At 38.6% G+C, this 17,879-nt stretch carries 20 protein-coding genes; 12 read left to right on the top strand and 8 right to left on the bottom strand.

Features of this window, described 5'->3' with window-relative positions:
- The 4 genes from RTK36_RS09885 to RTK36_RS09900 form a co-directional block, all read left to right on the top strand.
- A partial coding sequence (locus tag RTK36_RS09885; protein WP_312046768.1) for an orotidine 5'-phosphate decarboxylase / HUMPS family protein occupies positions 1 to 118 on the top strand: 118 nt, incomplete at its 5' end.
- Positions 118 to 756 (top strand): orotate phosphoribosyltransferase, encoded by a 639-nt coding sequence (gene pyrE / locus RTK36_RS09890; protein ID WP_312046669.1) that lies wholly within the window; start codon positions 118 to 120, stop codon positions 754 to 756. The genes RTK36_RS09885 and pyrE, both read left to right, overlap by 1 nt.
- On the top strand, positions 753 to 1,667 hold the full coding sequence (pyrB, locus tag RTK36_RS09895; protein ID WP_312046671.1) for an aspartate carbamoyltransferase: 915 nt from the start codon (positions 753 to 755) through the stop codon (positions 1,665 to 1,667). The genes pyrE and pyrB overlap by 4 nt, the downstream gene beginning before the upstream one ends.
- Before the next feature lies 1 nt (position 1,668).
- Complete coding sequence (locus tag RTK36_RS09900; protein WP_312046673.1) at positions 1,669 to 2,097, top strand: aspartate carbamoyltransferase regulatory subunit; 429 nt, start codon at positions 1,669 to 1,671, stop codon at positions 2,095 to 2,097.
- Positions 2,098 to 2,272: 175 nt separating this feature from the next.
- Here RTK36_RS09900 and RTK36_RS09905 read toward each other — a convergent pair whose 3' ends face one another.
- Positions 2,273 to 2,848: an RBBP9/YdeN family alpha/beta hydrolase gene (locus RTK36_RS09905; protein ID WP_312046675.1), complete on the bottom strand. Its 576-nt coding sequence runs from the start codon at positions 2,846 to 2,848 to the stop codon at positions 2,273 to 2,275.
- 212 nt (positions 2,849 to 3,060) lie between these two features.
- Between RTK36_RS09905 and RTK36_RS09910 the strand changes: the two genes are divergently transcribed.
- Positions 3,061 to 4,854 carry a hypothetical protein gene (locus RTK36_RS09910; RefSeq protein WP_312046677.1) on the top strand — a complete coding sequence of 598 codons (1,794 nt, stop codon included), beginning with the start codon at positions 3,061 to 3,063 and terminating at the stop codon, positions 4,852 to 4,854.
- 216 nt (positions 4,855 to 5,070) lie between these two features.
- Here the strand turns inward: RTK36_RS09910 and RTK36_RS09915 are convergent, their stop codons facing one another.
- The 7 genes from RTK36_RS09915 to RTK36_RS09945 all read right to left on the bottom strand — a co-directional run bounded on the left by RTK36_RS09915 (position 5,071) and on the right by RTK36_RS09945 (position 10,972).
- Positions 5,071 to 5,430, bottom strand: a complete 360-nt coding sequence (locus tag RTK36_RS09915) for a C-GCAxxG-C-C family (seleno)protein (protein ID WP_312046679.1) — start codon at positions 5,428 to 5,430, stop codon at positions 5,071 to 5,073.
- A gap of 233 nt (positions 5,431 to 5,663) precedes the next feature.
- Positions 5,664 to 6,092, bottom strand: a complete 429-nt coding sequence (locus RTK36_RS09920; RefSeq protein WP_312046681.1) for a SoxR reducing system RseC family protein — start codon at positions 6,090 to 6,092, stop codon at positions 5,664 to 5,666.
- A gap of 500 nt (positions 6,093 to 6,592) precedes the next feature.
- A complete protein-coding gene (locus RTK36_RS09925) occupies positions 6,593 to 7,750 on the bottom strand; it encodes an AI-2E family transporter (RefSeq protein ID WP_312046683.1) in 1,158 nt (385 codons plus the stop codon).
- A gap of 21 nt (positions 7,751 to 7,771) precedes the next feature.
- Positions 7,772 to 9,229: an aminoacyl-histidine dipeptidase gene (locus RTK36_RS09930; RefSeq protein WP_312046685.1), complete on the bottom strand. Its 1,458-nt coding sequence runs from the start codon at positions 9,227 to 9,229 to the stop codon at positions 7,772 to 7,774.
- Positions 9,230 to 9,494: 265 nt separating this feature from the next.
- The gene (gene rnc / locus RTK36_RS09935) at positions 9,495 to 10,190 is read right to left on the bottom strand and encodes a ribonuclease III (protein ID WP_312046688.1); all 696 of its coding nucleotides are present in this window, start codon (positions 10,188 to 10,190) and stop codon (positions 9,495 to 9,497) included.
- 2 nt (positions 10,191 to 10,192) lie between these two features.
- A complete protein-coding gene (gene acpP, locus RTK36_RS09940; RefSeq protein WP_312046690.1) occupies positions 10,193 to 10,423 on the bottom strand; it encodes an acyl carrier protein in 231 nt (76 codons plus the stop codon).
- A gap of 144 nt (positions 10,424 to 10,567) precedes the next feature.
- Positions 10,568 to 10,972: a hypothetical protein gene (locus RTK36_RS09945; protein ID WP_312046692.1), complete on the bottom strand. Its 405-nt coding sequence runs from the start codon at positions 10,970 to 10,972 to the stop codon at positions 10,568 to 10,570.
- Positions 10,973 to 11,666: 694 nt separating this feature from the next.
- On the opposite strand from RTK36_RS09945, the gene RTK36_RS09950 reads away from it, so the two are divergent.
- The 7 genes from RTK36_RS09950 to RTK36_RS09980 form a co-directional block, all read left to right on the top strand.
- The gene (locus tag RTK36_RS09950; RefSeq protein ID WP_312046694.1) at positions 11,667 to 12,713 is read left to right on the top strand and encodes an ATP-binding protein; all 1,047 of its coding nucleotides are present in this window, start codon (positions 11,667 to 11,669) and stop codon (positions 12,711 to 12,713) included.
- 193 nt (positions 12,714 to 12,906) lie between these two features.
- Complete coding sequence (gene pta, locus RTK36_RS09955) at positions 12,907 to 13,908, top strand: phosphate acetyltransferase (protein WP_312046696.1); 1,002 nt, start codon at positions 12,907 to 12,909, stop codon at positions 13,906 to 13,908.
- Positions 13,909 to 14,001: 93 nt separating this feature from the next.
- Positions 14,002 to 15,198 (top strand): acetate/propionate family kinase, encoded by a 1,197-nt coding sequence (locus tag RTK36_RS09960; RefSeq protein WP_312046698.1) that lies wholly within the window; start codon positions 14,002 to 14,004, stop codon positions 15,196 to 15,198.
- Between the two features lie 47 nt (positions 15,199 to 15,245).
- A complete protein-coding gene (locus tag RTK36_RS09965; RefSeq protein ID WP_312046700.1) occupies positions 15,246 to 15,752 on the top strand; it encodes a YceD family protein in 507 nt (168 codons plus the stop codon).
- 2 nt (positions 15,753 to 15,754) lie between these two features.
- Entirely contained in the window at positions 15,755 to 15,934 is a 180-nt protein-coding gene (gene rpmF / locus RTK36_RS09970; protein WP_066051981.1) for a 50S ribosomal protein L32, read from the top strand.
- Positions 15,935 to 16,128: 194 nt separating this feature from the next.
- A complete protein-coding gene (plsX, locus tag RTK36_RS09975; protein WP_312046702.1) occupies positions 16,129 to 17,121 on the top strand; it encodes a phosphate acyltransferase PlsX in 993 nt (330 codons plus the stop codon).
- A 461-nt stretch (positions 17,122 to 17,582) separates the two neighbouring features.
- The coding region (locus RTK36_RS09980; RefSeq protein WP_312046704.1) for a nucleotidyltransferase family protein at positions 17,583 to 17,879 on the top strand (297 nt) is incomplete at its 3' end.

Raw genomic sequence — 17,879 nt, forward strand, 5'->3', positions numbered from 1 at the left:
ACGAGCAAAGGAATTAGGCTCCGATTATATCGTTGTAGGCCGCCCCATTACCCAAGCCGCCGATCCCGTTGCTGCATATAGAAGATGCTTAAAAGAATTTTTAGGAGGAAATGCGTGATGAAACATTTGATTGCAAAAGACTTATTATCCATTGGCGCCGTTTTTCTACGCCCGGAAGACCCTTTCACATGGGCAAGCGGTATCAAAAGCCCCATTTACTGCGATAACCGCCTAACCTTAACCGCTCCTGAAGTGAGAAATCATGTGGAAAACGCTTTGGCAGAGACCATCCGCAAAGAATATCCATCATGTGAAGTTTTGATGGGCACTAGTACCGCGGGCATAGCCCACGCGGCAATAACCGCTCATATTTTGGGGCTTCCTATGGGCTACGTCCGCTCCGGTGCCAAGGATCATGGTCGAAATAACCAGATCGAAGGGAAATTGGAAAAAGGCCAAAAAGTTGTGGTAGTTGAAGACTTGATTTCCACAGGAGGAAGTGTCATTGAAGTAGTCAATGTCCTTCGTGAAGCAGGTGCAGAAGTTCTTGGTGTTGTTAGCATCTTCACCTATGGTATGCAAAAAGGTTTAGACAGATTGAAAGAAGCAAACGTGAAGAACATTAGCCTTTCGGACTTTGATGCCGTTGCAGAAGTTGCCGCAAAGGAAGGCTATATAAAACAAGAGGACATAAAAAAATTAATTACCTTCCGTAATAACCCAAGTGATGAAGGCTGGAGGAATGTTACATTATGAGAAGCTTGATTGATATTGTTGACCTTACCATTGCAGAAATTAATGATTTAATCGCTACCGCCAATGATATCATTGGAAACCCCATAAAATACAGCGAAAAGTGCCATGGCAAAAAACTTGCCACCCTATTTTTCGAACCTTCCACAAGAACAAGGTTAAGTTTTGAAGCGGCCATGATGGAATTGGGCGGTAATGTACTTGGTTTTTCAGCCGCAAGCAATAGCTCCGCCGCAAAGGGAGAAAGCGTTTCCGATACCATTCGAACCGTAAGCTGTTATGCAGATATCATTGCTATGCGTCATCCAAAAGAAGGCGCTCCAATGGTAGCTTCACTTCATTCTTCTGTCTCCATAATCAATGCTGGGGATGGCGGGCATAATCATCCAACCCAAACCCTTACCGACCTTTTAACCATACAACGGGAAAAAGGCCACTTTGACAGCTTAACCGTAGGCCTTTGCGGAGACTTAAAGTTCGGCAGAACTGTACATTCTTTGATTCATGCCTTGTCCCGCTATGAAAATATTCACTTTGTTTTAATCTCCCCTGACGAATTGAAATTGCCCGAATATATCATAAATGATATTTTAGATAAAAAAGGAATTTCCTATACCATCACTACTAGTTTGGAGAAGGTTATGCCAACCTTGGATATCCTCTATATGACCCGTGTACAAAGAGAACGCTTTTTCAATGAAGCGGATTATGTTCGTTTGAAAGATAGTTATATCTTAAATAAAGAAAAGCTCACAACTGCAAAAGCTGATCTTTGTATCATGCATCCCCTGCCTCGTGTGAATGAAATTTCCGTCGATGTGGATGATGACCCGAGGGCATGCTATTTCAAACAGGTACTTTATGGCAAATTTATTCGTATGGCGCTGATTTTAAAGCTTTTGGAGGTGGAATAATATGAATATAGACTCGATTCGCAACGGTATTGTAATTGATCATATCAAGGCTGGACAGGGTATGGAAATTTATCATCTTTTAAATTTGGAAACCTTAGATTGCTCCATCGCCTTAATCAAAAACGCATGCAGTGGCAAAATTGGCAAAAAAGATATTATAAAAATTGATGCTGATTTTGATCTAAACTTAGATGTCTTGGGTTATATCAATCCGGATATCACCATAAACGTTATCAAAGACGGACAAAGAATGAAAAAATTTCATCCCCAATTGCCCGAAAGATTAACCAACGTCATTAAATGCAAAAACCCCCGCTGCATTACCTCTGTGGAACAGGAAATTGACCATGTTTTTAAGCTGACAGATGGCGATAACAGAGTATATCGCTGTATTTATTGCGAGTCTAAGGCAAAGGGAGAGTCCATGTAACAATCTTGATGATTACCTGTATAAATGTGGCCAGATTGACTGTAGCATTTATCTCCCTATGGATAATCACTGTAACTATAATTGAAAAAGGAAAAAGGGTGGTTATCAAAAACAACCACCCTTTCATTTTTTTTCTTTATAAAATCGCCCTCTATTATCATCATTTAATTACAGACTACTTTTCGTCCTGAATAAACTCCTCCAAAAACTTTAACACATGAGGTAATTCAGTTACTCCATCCCGATCAATAAAATGCCCACCTTTATCCAGAATAATAAGCCTTGCATCCAGCTTGTCCGCCATTTTTTTTGTTGCCTCCATTGGCACAATGTCATCATCCACCGCTGTCAGCATTACTCTGTGGGGGATAAGGCGTTTCACCTCGTCTACATCAATACCCCCGGTTACAAATTCACTTAATCCTGCTTTTTGTACCTTCATGGGATTTTCGTCCATAAATCCGGAAACAAGAATAGCTCCTTTTATTTTAAATCCTTTTTTCAATATAAAACGTAACGTAGTAATACAACCAAGGCTGTGGCCAATGAAAATAGTATTTTCATTGATTTCTTTTACACTCTCATCTAGCTTTTCTAGCCAAGGCACCATGTGCGGATCTTCTGTATTGGGCATATCGGGAACAATTACCTCAAAGCCTTTATTTTTCATCTTCTCCTTCAACCAAGGAAACCAGTTTGCCTTGCTGGAAGCAGTAAACCCATGTATCAAATAAATAGGTGACTCGTTCATAAAAAATCTCTCCTCATTTGTAGCTTTTTCTTTTTTACTATTTCTATTTCTTTCAACACATCTTTTTACAATACTTAAAGTATATCAAAAGTTACTCCCATAGGGAATCCCTTTACCAAATGAAAGTTCCTACTCTGGTTATCTTTCACCCTTCTATTCTTTTTCCCCCGTTTCATGCATAAACTGATAAAAAAATTCAAGGGAGCGTTCCTATGCAAAACCCCAATGTAAAATATTTAAAAATGCCAAACGGATATTTCTGTCTTTTTTATCGCCAAGGTACTATTCTGTTCTTGCGAACAAATTCAAGTACAGGCTGGTCAACTCCACAAATCATAGCGGAAAGAATTGGTTCTACCTTTTCTATTTGCCAGTTTGGAGAGATCTGTTATGTTCTCTACACCACAACAGGGGGAATTTTAAACATTGCCTCCTCCAAAGATTTTGTAAATTGGGAGCATGAGCCTTTAATAGGCATGACAATCAATTCAAACAACCCTAAATTCTTTATTGTCCCAACAGAAAATACATTACATATTATTTATCATTTACCAACAGAAACCAAAGGAATTGAGTCTTTGGTTTATTGCGCCTTTCGCAATGGACGATGGGAAGCCCCTACCCAAATCGACCGTTTCATCCCCTTTGGAAGAACCATTTTTCTTGCACGGCGTCTGAGTAAGGAGCACATCATTCTATACTATAGAACTGCAAGAAATACATGGTGCGCACGGGAAATGCTTCTTACTCCATATACACTCGGAAGCTTAACACCTCTGATTCAAACATTAACTAATTTTGTTGATGTTTCCATCGTAAATGACATGGAACGTATTCATATATTATATATTACTCGTAATATGTTCCGCACACAGGTTACTTATCAATATAAGCAAACAACGGCAGTCAGTACACCTCGTATTCTTTGGGAAGACACCAATTGTGATAATGCCATGGCATTTTTGGAAAATGGAAAACTTATGTTGATGTGGACCGCCAACGGCCGACCTCTGCGTTGTATTTCAGAAAACAATGGCGCAACATTTGGAGTGGTGGAACACTATACAGGTAGCTTCCCGTCTCAATGCTTAAAGGGTGAGCTTACAAATGCAGACGCATTGGAATGTAATGCCATGGAGACCTATGGGGATTTATCCAGAAATTTTAACCCCTTCCTTTTGGTAAATGCATCAGAGTCTAGACAACAGATACAATCATTGCCTTTTGAACAAGAAGCACAGCCCCTTCCTGAGAAACAGGAAAAAAAATCTTCACCCCTTTATTACACCCAAGAACCACAATCACGTCGGTTCCTTCAGGATACACAGCAACAAGGTATACCTTTTGTTCATGAAACACAACTGTCACAGTTTACTCAAGATACACCGGCACATCGTACTCCCTTTAATCAAGATGCGCAACCAAGCCGCTTTACCCAAGAGCCTCATTCACAGACCATTTCTTTTGGGCGAGAAGCGCAGCCCCAGCCTTTTGTAGAGGTTGCACAATCACAACAACGCAATCCGTTTGAACAAGAGATGCAGCACTCTCGGTTTGCCCAAGAGCCACAATCAAACTCTTTTGTTCAAGAGATACAGAACAATCCTTTTGCGCAAGATTCTTCATTACAAAAAATGCAGAAAAAATCAACATCTACTCAGAACTCTCAAAAGCAACAAATGGAAGAATTGACTGCCCTTCTAGCGCAGCGAAGTGATGAAATCACCGAGGTAAATGCCCGTTGGAAAGCTCAAGTATCTCGCTTGGAAGCAGAGCTTGAAACAATGCGCCAGGAGAATAAAAACCTCAAGCAGGCCATCCATGCAGCCCAAGCAGAAAAAAAACGCAAAGCCGCTGTACAAAGCGTTCATACTGCCCAAACAGAAGAGGAATTTAAAAAACTTCAAGCGGCAGAAAATATATCTCCACAGCCCCATGAAACCCCATTATCCCTAGACGAGGAACCTGCTAGTCAATGGGATACAAACACAGAAATCATAGATTGACCCTCTTGCAATTTTAGTCATAGGGATTCTCCCATGGCTCATTAGTCCTTGAATATGAATTGTTTTGTCTCAAACAAAAAAACCGTATCACAAAAATCTATGTAGTATTTTGTGATACGGTTTTTTGCTATAACTCGAAAAAGCTTGACCACTTTAGAATTTGCGTATTCTGTATAATTGAAAATGATATGGCTCAGAATATCCATCATACCTTTTTTATTCTTCACAAATAATCTCCTCTAGCATCTCTGCGATCTCTCCAATCAAATCGTTACAATTTTCTCTTCTTGCAGAAAGTCTACAGCAATCAACGCAATTCCAATTTCCTTGTGCTTTACACAGTAAGATCAAGCTCTTCTGCTTAGCCTCCTCTACGGGAAATAAAATTCCCAAAACCATGACCGCAGCAACCAATGCACTGCATATACCACCAACGCCAAATCCTGCGCTAATTGCATTACAGCTCATTAAAAGTTCATCGGAAAGAGGAAACCCATACGTTTCTGATGCGGCCCTTAAAATAGCACGAGAGCAATTTTCTCCCTCCATGCATAGAGCCATTGCCCGTTCCTTCATAAAATCATCTCCTTTGCTTCATAGTATGAAAAAAAAGGACAATGGTTCTGACTTAAGGGGACAAATATCAGAAATTTTCTTATTTGATCATAGAAAAATTTGAAAATGAAATAATACAATCGAAAATCAGCAAAAAAAAGCAACCTCATAATGAGATTGCTTGAGGTGATCTTTAAAACAGATAACCTTTTGATTTATACTTTTCAGTAAAAATCGTTTCTTCCAGTTTTTTCTTACTGCCCATAACCCTCAGAGGTTAAACGCACTGCCAGTGGCAAATATTTTCCATTTTCCCATCTGGAGTTCTGGCTTTTAATCCAAGCATAGCTAATCAAAACACCTACAATTCCCAAGGTGAAGGATACTAAACTTTCAGGCAAGGACACCAAAGGACTCACCACAAAATAACCAAAAAACAATCCAATAAAGAATCCAATCATGGGTATACCATAGCTTATCAATATTGCCTTTAAAAAAGCATTGTCCTGCAATTCCAGTTCAACCCAATCTCCCACCTCTGCATCACAAAGGTTTTTTGCTTCAATATCCATATCCTGCTCAATATGGCCTGAAAAACATGCTTTACAATGACCACAAGCCTCCTGTCGAATAATATGGACTTTAAGCATATTTCCACTTTCTTGCGTTACCAATCCTTTCATTGGCAAGACCACCTTTCTATTCTGACCCTAAAATAGGGCTTTCTCCATACTTAACAATTACATTATAAACAAAATACAATGCTTTTTCAATATCCAATGCTTTTATTTCATTTGAAAGGTTTTTCCTACCAACCTATTTGGGGCTAAAAATTTCATTCCTTTATGGTTTTTAGTCCTCGATATTTGAATAGTAATTAACATTTTATTCCTTAAGCACATTTTTGCAAACCTAATTTTCACTCTACCCTTATTGTACTTCTCCTTCTCATTAAAAGTAAACTTTATCCTCTAATTCTTCAGAAAACTTCTTTAATTTAAACAAAAATTTTTGTCAGGATTTTTACTCAACTCCGTAAAAAGCAGTTTAACACCTCTCCCTTCAATACTTTAATACTCTTTTTATTCTTAAACTATTTTAAAAGGCGTCGGTATCGCCGGCGCCTTATCCTATGATTTTATTGAATTATAAAAATGCGTCTTATAAAGGTATCTACTGTGTATCACCACACATCCAAACTCCCTTGTTTTTTCTTAATGAACCAAATTATAAAATTATTGATTAAAGCCCCCAAAGGAACAGCAACCAATAATCCCCAAAACCCAAAAATCCTTCCAAAAATCGCTAAAGATAACAATACCAAAACGGGATGCATTTCAACTTTTTTACCTACAACTTTTGGTACTATATATACACTATCTATTTGCTGTAAAATTAAAATCAGTATGGATGCATATAGTGCTCGGATGGATTCTCCGCTTAATAATCCTGCTAATATGGCCAAAACGAAAGCAATAAATGCTCCAAAATAAGGTATTAAATTTGAAAACCCTGAAATCAGCCCCAATACAACCCCATAAGGAAGTCCAACTATGGTAAAGGACAGAGAGAACAAAATCGCCATGATCACCGCATCCGTCATTTGTCCGCCTAAATATCCCATGATTACATTGTTGATTTCCAAAGAAGCTCTACGGATCCGTCGTGTTGCCTTTTCTCCAAATAACAGCAAAGAAAATTGCCTTAAATAACTTAGTATCATTTCCTTTTCCATAAGAAAATAAAAAGCCACTGTAAGTCCTATGGTAATATCAATCAAACTGCTGCCAATCTGTGGAATATATGCGGTAATTCCCATAATCTTTTCCTGTATCCAAAGAGTTGCATTCTCTGTCCAAGCCGATAAAATCCCTTCCACATTTTGCAAAATTCCAAGCTCTGCTAGCTTTAAATTCACCAGTACTAAATAATCCCCAATTTTTCTAACAAAAGCGGATAACTGCTCTGCCAACCCTTCTAAATCCGCCGCGCCTAACTCTTTTGCTGCCCATCTACCACCCAAAAAAAGTACAATAAATATAATTATATAGGCCGCTGCTGTACCCACTTTTCTGTTCTTGATTTTACTCCGTTGTATTACTGACAACCGTTTTTCATATTGCCTTTGAATAAAACGGGTAAGTGGTTCAAATAATACCGAAAAGAAAATCGCCCACAAAAGGGGAGCAAAAACGGCGAGGGTCCCCCTCGCCGTCTGTATAACGACATTTTTCGCCTCGGAAATCTGAAACAAAAGCATCCCCAATATAACTAAAATACCAACCGTAAAAATTACATGAAAGGAGATGACCAAATACTTTTTATTCCAAGGCAGTCGCATATCTTCACCATTCCTTAAATTTTAATGATTCATTTTTCTTAATACTTCTTTTAAATACTCCCAAACTCGAATTGTGGAAGCCACCGAAAGGCGCTCGTCAGGAGTATGCACATCGTGCATTTCCGGCCCAATAGAAACCATGTCCAGATCAGGGATTTTTTCGGAAAACAGCCCGCATTCCAATCCCGCATGGATAGCGGCAATACTTGCATCTTTGCCATTCATCTCATGATATGTTTTTGCAAACAACTTTAACATTTCGGAATCGGGATTAAAACGCCACCCAGGATAATCGTTCACCTCTTCAACCGTTGCGCCACAAAGGTTGGCAATGGCATGGATTTTCTGACAAATCAGCTCCTTTCTACTTTCCACAGAGCTTCTGACTGCATTGTCAAAATAAATATATTCCGCGGTGGTTTTTACAATCCCAATATTGCTTGAGCTTTCAACCAAACCTTCCATTTCCTTGCTCATGGTTTGCACCCCATAAGGCAAGAGCAATAAAGTATAAATTACTTTGTTTTGAATATCTTCTGTGAAAACCTGAAAAACGGCTTCCCGCAAAAGTTCTATTGATATAGTTATAGACGGCTCGCAGGAATTATATTCCTCCTTAAGAAGATTTTCTGTTTTCACTATAAAATCTCTTATTTCATCTTCTTTTTCTTTGTCAAAAACAATAACCGCCTCGGCCTCTCGGCATATGGCATTGTCCATGTTCCCTCCATCCACACTCGCCAAGAAAAACTGTTCCTTTTCCTGCAACATATATAAAACTCTGCCCATCAAACGGTTTGCGCTGGCTTTTTGCAAATGAATATCAGACCCAGAGTGTCCTCCCTTTAATCCACGAATAGAAATTTGATATGCGCCTTTTCCCTCAGGAATTTCCACGCGTTCTGCTGGCAGATAAACCCTTACCCTTCTGCCACCTGCACAGCCTGAAAGTAAAACGCCCTCTTCCTCTGTATCCATATTTAAAAGCCGTTTGCCCGCCAAATCAAATGGGTCAAAAGCTCTTGCTCCCCCCATACCGATTTCTTCTTCAACGGTAAAAAGTGCTTCAATAGGTGGATGTTTTAATGTATTATCGTCCAAAAGGGCTAACATATAAGCTACAGCAATTCCATCATCACCGCCTAATGTTGTTCCTCTGGCATGAATGAACCCATCCTCCACATATATGTCTAAAGGATCCTTCAAAAAATCCATTTCTGTTCCTGCGTTTTTCTCACAAACCATATCAATATGACCCTGGAGAATCACAGGTGGTACCTCTTCATATCCCTTTGATCCATTTTTTTTAATCAGAACATTGTGGCTTTCATCCTGACGGTAATATAATCCTCTCTCCTTTGCAAAAGCAACAATATAATCGCTTAAAGCCATTTCATTTTCACTACCATGGGGGATTTTGCAAATCTCTTCAAAGTAATAGAATACCTTGTCCCCACCTAGTCCATCTAACTTACCCATTGTTTTTCCTCCCTTCGGCATTTCCTTTCCATAATATTCCTAACCGTATTGGATGTCAATGCCGTTCACAGCCATATTATGTGTGAAAAAAGCCACTTTAATCCTTATTCGTTTTCAATACTAGCTTTATTTTTCTTTTGTTTTATTGCCCCTTAAGAAAACAAAAAATTACTTATTAAAAAGTGCTATTATTCACAAAAAAAACTCCGATAGAATGTTTTCCCATCGGAGTTTACGATACAGCGCCCTCGAGCATATGCCGTTGTCAACCGTTCATATGCTCCAATGCGTTATTTGCGGCATTTTGCTCCGCCTCTTTCTTGCTGCGTCCGCTTCCCTTGCCCAAAATACGTCCATCATGGGTAACTTGGGCAAGAAAGACCTTGTTATGATCCGGACCTTGCTCATCAACTATTTTATAAAGCAATGGAACCTTGCTTATTTTTTGGATTACTTCTTGTAAATGGGTCTTTCCATCTAAGTTCTTAAAGTTATTTTTGGTATTGGCGATTTGCTCTTCCATAAATCGCATCACATAGCTGTTCGCCGACGAAATGCCGCCATCAATGCAAACCGCACCAATAATAGCCTCAAAAGCATCCGCCAAAATAGAGTCTCGGTTTCTGCCCCCTGTACTCTCTTCGCCTTTGCCTAGCAAAATACATCGCCCTATGCCCAGCTTGCGGGATAAAGCCGCCAGGGATCCCTCACAAACCACCGCTGCCCGAAGCTTTGTCAACTCTCCCTCAGGCATCTGTGGAAAAAAACGATACATATACTCGCTTACCACCATATCCAAAACGGCATCGCCCAAAAATTCTAACCGTTCGTTATTTTCATGACTGCCCTTTTTCAATTCATTGGCATAGGAGCTGTGGGTCAAAGCTAACACCAATAAGCTTTTATCCGTAAAAGAGTACTCTATCTTTCGCTCGAACTCCTCCAGATTTAAATGATTCATACTTAGTTCTCCAATACATTTTTAATATAGGCAATTGCGTCGCCAATGGATTTAATTTTTTCCGCTTCGTCACTTTCAAATTCCATATCAAAAGCTTCCTCTAAAGCGGAAATTATCTGAAATAAATCTAAAGAATCTGCTCCCAAGTCCGCAAAAACCGTATCCGGTGTTAATGTTTCTGGCGCTATATTCATCTGCTCCGCAATTACATTCATTACTACTGATTCATCCATTTTATTAACCTCCTCAATAAAACTTTATTTTTTCTTTCAATACTATAACCCATTTGCTCCCATTTGTCAGTAGAAAAGCAAAAAAAAGAAAGAAACTTTTCCAGCGAATTTTCGGCAAAAAAATTACCATTTGTATTTACTCCATTATTTTGAAACTTTCAACTTCCCTTCATATTTTACTACCAAATCTTCTAAACCTTCTATAAACATAGCCGAATCAGATATTTTGGCAAACTTCATTTCGTTTCCATAAAAAACAAGAATAAAAACCTTGTTTTTCAATCTTATTTCCTGACTTTGAATGCCTGTTCCCTCTAAATAATAAACGTTTTCAGCTTCTCTTTCGTATTCTCCCTTAATATAAATACCTAATACCTGATTCATTAAGTAAAATTCATTCGTATCAGTAACGCTTACTGTATACCCTTCATAAGAATATGTACCCTGAAAAGAACCTGTTAATATAGGTGTATCCATCACTTTTTTTATTATGATTATACAAACTACAATGAAAAACAAATAAATCAATCTTCGTCCCTTCGTTTTCATAGTTCCTCCCCGCTAATCTGATATCCCTTATTTATGAAAAAGACATATAACAAACGTAACGACATTTGCGGCTGAAAGAATGAACCGCTTGCCAAATTGCAACCAAACCATCTCATTTCATTTTGTTTTGATATTTGTTTTTTATATCTTTAAATCTTCGGTTGGCTTTATTAAAAACCGTTACAGACTCTTAGCACATTTATGACATCTTGAATAAGTATTATACTACTTATTATTATATAACCTCAACGATAACACGAGTAAAACTTTCCAATAGGGTTGATAAAATTTCGACAATATTTTACAAGTATACATTTTCATTATTATGTTTTTCTTCATGGTTTTTCATTTCAACGTCCTTCTTTTTTACTATTCAATTTTTATGAAATGCTTGCTTTCAGGGGAATCTCCTTTCCCCAGTCAGGAGAAATACCAAAATCCATTAAACTTAAAATATTCACTATTGAAACAACCTAAAATATAACCACTCCCATTCATTCAAATGTATCAAAAACCCGAATTATTTAAATGGTAAATAAATAACAAATTGCATATAAAATGAATTATTACATTTATATGTGATATAACAAAAAAAACGTAAAGAATTATTAAAAAATCGTTAAAAATTTATCTGGAAATTTATCTAAAAAAAGGATATACTTTTAATAATAGTTTACGATTTGAGGATGATAACGTGGAAAAGTTTTTAGAGAAGCCAGATTTCCTGCAAGACATCTTTGTCGAGGAATCTTGGAAAAACATTGATAAGATTGACAGCTTCATAGAAGAAAAGGCAAAAGAAGAAGACTTTTCCGTATCCAGGGAAGAGGTAGATGGCTTATTCCGCACCATGCACAGCATAAAAGGCTCTGCATCCATGATGGGATATCCCTCTATTTCAGAAACAGCCCATAGCGCGGAGGACTTGTTCTCTTATTTGCGCGAAGAAGAAAACCCAGCACAAAAAGATTTGAAAACTATCCTACAACTACTGCGTATGGTCTCTGGATTTATGAAACGGGAATTGCGTCGTATGGAAACAGATGAAGAAGTTACCGATTTTGGTTGGGCTGTCGTTCGAAGAATCAAAAATTTTTTGGCTCATGTTGACAACGAAAATGAACCGGAAGGTCCAAGCTACCAAATCGCCTATACACGTAAGGGTAAACAAATTATTCCTTACACAAATTTCGCTTCCCTCATCCCTCAAATGGAGCGCCTTGCCAGTATCATGGGTAGAGAGCTTTCAAAGGAATTTACAGTTAAGGTTTCAGGGGCAGATACAGAAGTTCCAAGGGATATTTTCGACAAAATCTCCATGGCCGTTTTGCAAATGATGAAAAATAGTATGGACCATGGATTAGAAATCACCTCTGTTCGTGAGCAGATGGGAAAAACCCCTATTGGAGAAATTTCTTTAGAAATCCAAAAAGCAGGACAAAGAGTTTTCGTTATTTTCCGAGATGATGGTCGAGGTTTAGATAAGCATGGCATTTTGGAGACAGCCCATGAAAAAGGTCTTTTGAAAAAACCTGAGGAAGAATATGAAGATAACGAAATTTTCGCATTTTTGTTGCGTCCGGGCTTCACTACCAAAAGCAGAGCAACTATGTTTTCAGGCAGAGGCGTAGGCCTTGATGTTGTAAACGCAACAATTTCCGCTTTAGGTGGAAGCATCCGCATTGAAAGCCGAGAGTATATGGGTACCACTTTTTTTATGGAATTTCCTGTTATTGCATAACGAAATCATATCAATTATAATTAAGAACCTGCAATTATTTATATAGCAAAAAGATGGGACTTGGCTGAAAAAACGAGTAAATTTCAGCCATTTTTTTATGTCTTTGCCCTTGTACCTGTGGGACATTTTGTTTATAATAATAGAGATGTGGGTAACAAATGAAATTCAACAATCAACTAGGAGGTTTTTTACCGTGGACTTTTTGACACTAATGAAAGAAAAGGCGAGAGCCAATAAGAAAGTAATCGTTTTACCTGAATCCTATGAAAAAAGAAATCTTGAAGCAGCAGCTGAATGCTTAAAGGATGGATTAGCAGAAATCGTATTAATCGGTAATAAAGAAAAAATCATGGAAGCAGCAGGCAACTTTGATGTTTCCAAGGCAATTTTCGTTGATCCCGAAATTTATGATAGAATGGATGAAATGGTTGCAGGCCTTGCAGAAGCAAGAAAAAGCAAAGGCATGACATTGGAAGAAGCAAAAAAACTTCTTTTAGATGATTCCATGTTTGTTGGTGTTATGTTAGTTAAAATGGGCGTTGCAGATGGCATGGTTTCCGGCGCAATCCATTCTACTGCTGATACCCTGCGTCCTGCATTGCAGATTTTAAAAACAGCACCCGGCACAGAATTGGTGTCTTCCTTCTTTATTATGGTAACACAGACACCCGAATATGGTGATGACGGTATTTTGTTGTTCGCTGACTGCGCACTCAATCAGAATCCCACTCCTGCAGAATTGGCTTGCATCGCAGGCGACTCCGCAAAATCCTATGCTGCATTTGTAGGCAAGGAAGCAAGAGTTGCAATGCTCAGCCACTCTACAATGGGTTCTGCAAAGCATGCTGATGTTACAAAGGTAGTAGACGCTGTAAAGATTGCAAAGGAAAAATATCCTGAAATCAAATTGGATGGTGAAATCCAGTTGGATGCAGCAATCGTAAAAGAAGTTGGCGAATTAAAAGCACCTACAAGTCCTGTTGCCGGCAAGGCAAACTGCTTGGTATTCCCCGACATTGACGCTGGTAATATCGGCTATAAATTGGTTCAGAGATTTGGTAAGGCAGAAGCTTTCGGTCCTGTTCTTCAGGGTATCGCAAAGCCTGTAAATGATTTATCCAGAGGCTGCTCTGCAAATGATATTGTAGCAGTTGTGGCTATGACAGCTGTTCAGGCTCATGTAATGGGTAAATAATTCTCCGCTTGTTTCTTGTTCGCTTTTTTAAAGCGATACAATTAATAAATTTTTAAGTAAGAAAAAAGGTAAAAGAATGAAGGAGAGAAAATAATGAAAATTCTTGTATTGAACTGCGGCAGTTCCTCTTTGAAATACCAGCTTTTCGACATGGAAGGCGAAGTGGTATTGGCAAAAGGCCTTTGCGAAAGAATCGGTATCGAAGGTTCCAGATTGAAACATCAGCCCACTGATAAAGAGGATGTTGTTTTTAATGATTATTTAGAAAATCATGATATTGCTGTAAGCAAAGTTATGGACGCTTTGACAAACCCTGTATATGGCGTAGTTAAGAGCATGACTGAAATTAATGCAGTTGGTCACCGTGTAGTACATGGTGGTGAATATTTCTCAAGCTCCGTTATCATCGACGATGCAGTAAAAGAAGCTTTGGAAAAATGCAGCGAACTTGCACCTTTGCATAACCCTGCAAACTTAGTTGGTATTGCAGCTTGCGAAAGAATTATGCCTGGCGTACCTCAGGTTGGTGTATTTGATACTGCTTTCCACCAGACAATGCCTGAAAGAGCATACCTGTATGCAATTCCTTACGAATATTACGAAAAATATAAAATCAGAAGATACGGTTTCCACGGGACAAGCCATAGATTTGTTTCCGAAGAAGCTGCAAAAATGTTGGGCAGACCTTACGATCAGACAAAGACCATCACTTGCCATTTGGGCAACGGCGGTTCCATCTGTGCAGTAAGAAATGGTAAATCCATTGATACAACCATGGGCTTTACTCCTTTGGAAGGTCTTGTAATGGGTACCAGAGCTGGTGACGTTGATGCTGCTGTTATCACATTCTTGATGGAAAAAGAAAAACTGACTCCTCAGGAAATGGATAACATCTTAAATAAAAAATCCGGCGTTTTGGGTATCTCTGGTGTATCCAGCGACTTCCGTGATATTGAAGATGCCAGCGAGCATGGAAATGCAAGAGCAGAAGCTGCATTGGAAGTATTCTCTTACAAAGTAGCAAAGAGAATCGGTGCTTATGCTGCAGCAATGAACGGTGTTGATTGCATCGTATTCACAGCTGGTTTAGGCGAAAACTCCGGCCCCACAAGAAGATTGATTTGTGATTACTTGGGTTACCTTGGTGTTCACATCGACTCTTACAACAATTGTTTAAGAGGAAGCGCAATGGAAATCTCTGCTCCTGATTCCAGAGTAAGAGTTTTGGTTATCCCTACCAACGAAGAATTGGTAATTGCAAGAGATACGAAGGAACTTCTTGACAAATAAGAAGCCTTTCAGTATAATATTTTAGGTACGACTATGGGGTGATTTGTATGTTACTTGGAATGGCTCAATTGTTTAGCAAAAACGGATTATCAATTCCTGTTATGCTAACTGAGCAAATCAATGACACGTCGGATTATCCCGATGTTGTGGAATTTTTGCAGCCTGTAAAGTTAGAGGGAACTCTTAAAAACGAAAATGAAACTTTCGTTTTTGAAGCAAAGGGCAATACAGAGGTCAACCTTCGGTGTGACCGTTGTCTTGCACCTGTCAGAAAAGAGCTTTGCTTCGAGATCAAGGAACGTTTTGCTCATACAGGCAGAGGAAACGAAGAGACAGAAACTTTTTCGGGGGATCAAATTGATCTTGCGGACTTTGTCAGAAGGGGTATTCTTTGTGCTTTACCTATGAAGGTTCTTTGTAGCGATCATTGTAAAGGGCTTTGCCCCGTTTGCGGAAAGAATCTAAATGAAGGTTTGTGCGAATGTGATACAACCTATATAGATCCGAGATTTGAAAGTTTAAGGACTCTTTTCAATGTTGACGAGGAGGTGTAGAAATGGCTGTACCCAAGGGACGAGTGTCGAAATCTAAAAGAGATAAGAGAAAAGCACAGAGTTGGAAAATTGCAACTCCTAGCTTGGTAAAATGCAGCAAGTGTGGTGAACTGATGACTCCTCATCAGGTTTGCAAGGCTTGTGGCGCATATAACAAAAAAACAATTATCAAAGTTGACTAATGTCAAACTCGAAAAGACAGCATACATGCTGTCTTTTCTTCTTATATTTCACAAATTTTTGCAAATTTCATTTTATGTGGAATACAAAGAGGTTGCAATCATTATTCAATCCGAGTAAAATAATAACAGAATTTAGAAATATTTTAATAACAAAATACGAAACACCAAAATGAAGGAAGGACTCAGGTGATTTCATGGATAAAAAAGTAATCGTGGCTCTAGATGCCATGGGCGGCGACTTGGCTCCTGTTGAGATTGTAAAAGGTGCCATAGATGCAGTAAAAGAATTAAATGTAGATATAAAGCTTGTTGGTCAGCAAGATAAAATAAATGTCGAACTTGCAAAATACACATATCCAAAAGAACGCATACAAGTGGTTCACGCTGAAGAAGTCATCAGCACGGACGAGGTTCCTACCTCAGCCATTCGTAGGAAAAAAGATTCTTCTTTGGTTGTAGGGTTAAATCTTGCAAAAAGCGGAGAAGCCGATGCTTTTGTTTCTGCCGGAAGTACCGGCGCATTACTTACTGGCGCTTTATTGATTGTAGGCCGCATAGAAGGTGTGGAGCGCCCTGCCCTTGGCACTTGCTTGCCTACAAAAACGGGCTTTACATTTCTCTTGGATAGTGGTGCAAATGTAGATTGTAAAGCTAAATATTTAGAGCAATTTGCAAAAATGGGCTCTGTTTATGTGGAAAATATTTTTGGTATGCAACAACCTAAGGTTGCTTTGGTGAATATCGGTGCAGAAAAAGAAAAAGGAAATGCGCTGACCAAAGAAGCATATGAGTTACTGGAAGTAAGTGAAAATATAAATTTTGTAGGAAACATTGAACCCAGAGATATCCCTTTTGGTGAAGCAGATGTCATTGTTTGCGATGGCTTCGTGGGCAATACAATTTTAAAGCTCAGTGAGGGCTTAAGCAAAACTTTAATTGATATTATTAAAGAAGAAATCACCGCTGGTTCCTACAAATTTGCAGCAGCAATGTTAAAAACACCGTTTCGAAATGTAAAAAAACGCTTCGATTCTGATGAAGTTGGTGGTGCACCATTTATCGGTCTAAAATCTCTCGTTGTGAAAGCCCATGGCAGCTCTAATGCAAGAGCCATCAAAAATGCCATTCGCCAATGTGTATTATTTACGGAAGCCGATATTGTTGGCAAAATAAAAGATAAATTGTAATTTTACATTCAGATACACTATCTACCATAATAAATTTGTTTTCCGTACCCGCCTAATTATTATAGGCGGGCTTTTTATTGCAAAGCAATATTACATTCAATCCCCTAAGAAAGCTTCGTCCCCTAATCATTGAAAACAAATAATATAGCCACCAGCTTTCCATGTGATTAATACTCCCTTTGTATCTTAAAAACATCTCCTAACCATGCTCAGCATGAGCTTTCTAAAAGCAGATTAAAAATTCCTAGTAAAAAGCAAACAATAAATTACCTCCCCTCTCCTTCAAGTTTCTCTAAGAAACAGTATGTTCCATATCAATTTTACCATGTCAAAACTTCCATAATTTATAATGTCGAAAAGCTTTATGCCATTCACTTTCTTTTATATCATCCCATCTTGTCTTTTTATGGTATAATATATATATAAAGTTGAAATACCCTCTGGGAAAAGGAGATGTAAAAATGAAAACACTTGGTATCATCACAGAATATAATCCTTTTCACCTTGGACACCAGCATATGATAGAAGAGGCGAAGAGAAAAAGTGGCGCTGAGCGCGTTGTCGTAGTAATGAGCGGTAGCTTTGTACAAAGAGGTGAACCCGCTTTTTTTGATAAATGGACAAGAGCAAAAGCGGCATTGCTCAATGGTGTGGATATGGTGTTGGAGCTTCCGGTTCTGTTTGCCACCGCAAATGCTGAAACCTTTGCCTCCGCCGCCGTTCGAATTTTACAAGACACAGGAATTGTAGATATTCTA

The sequence above is a fragment of the Anaerotignum sp. genome, from assembly GCF_031981185.1.
Taxonomy (GTDB): Bacteria; Bacillota; Clostridia; order Lachnospirales; family Anaerotignaceae; genus Chakrabartyella.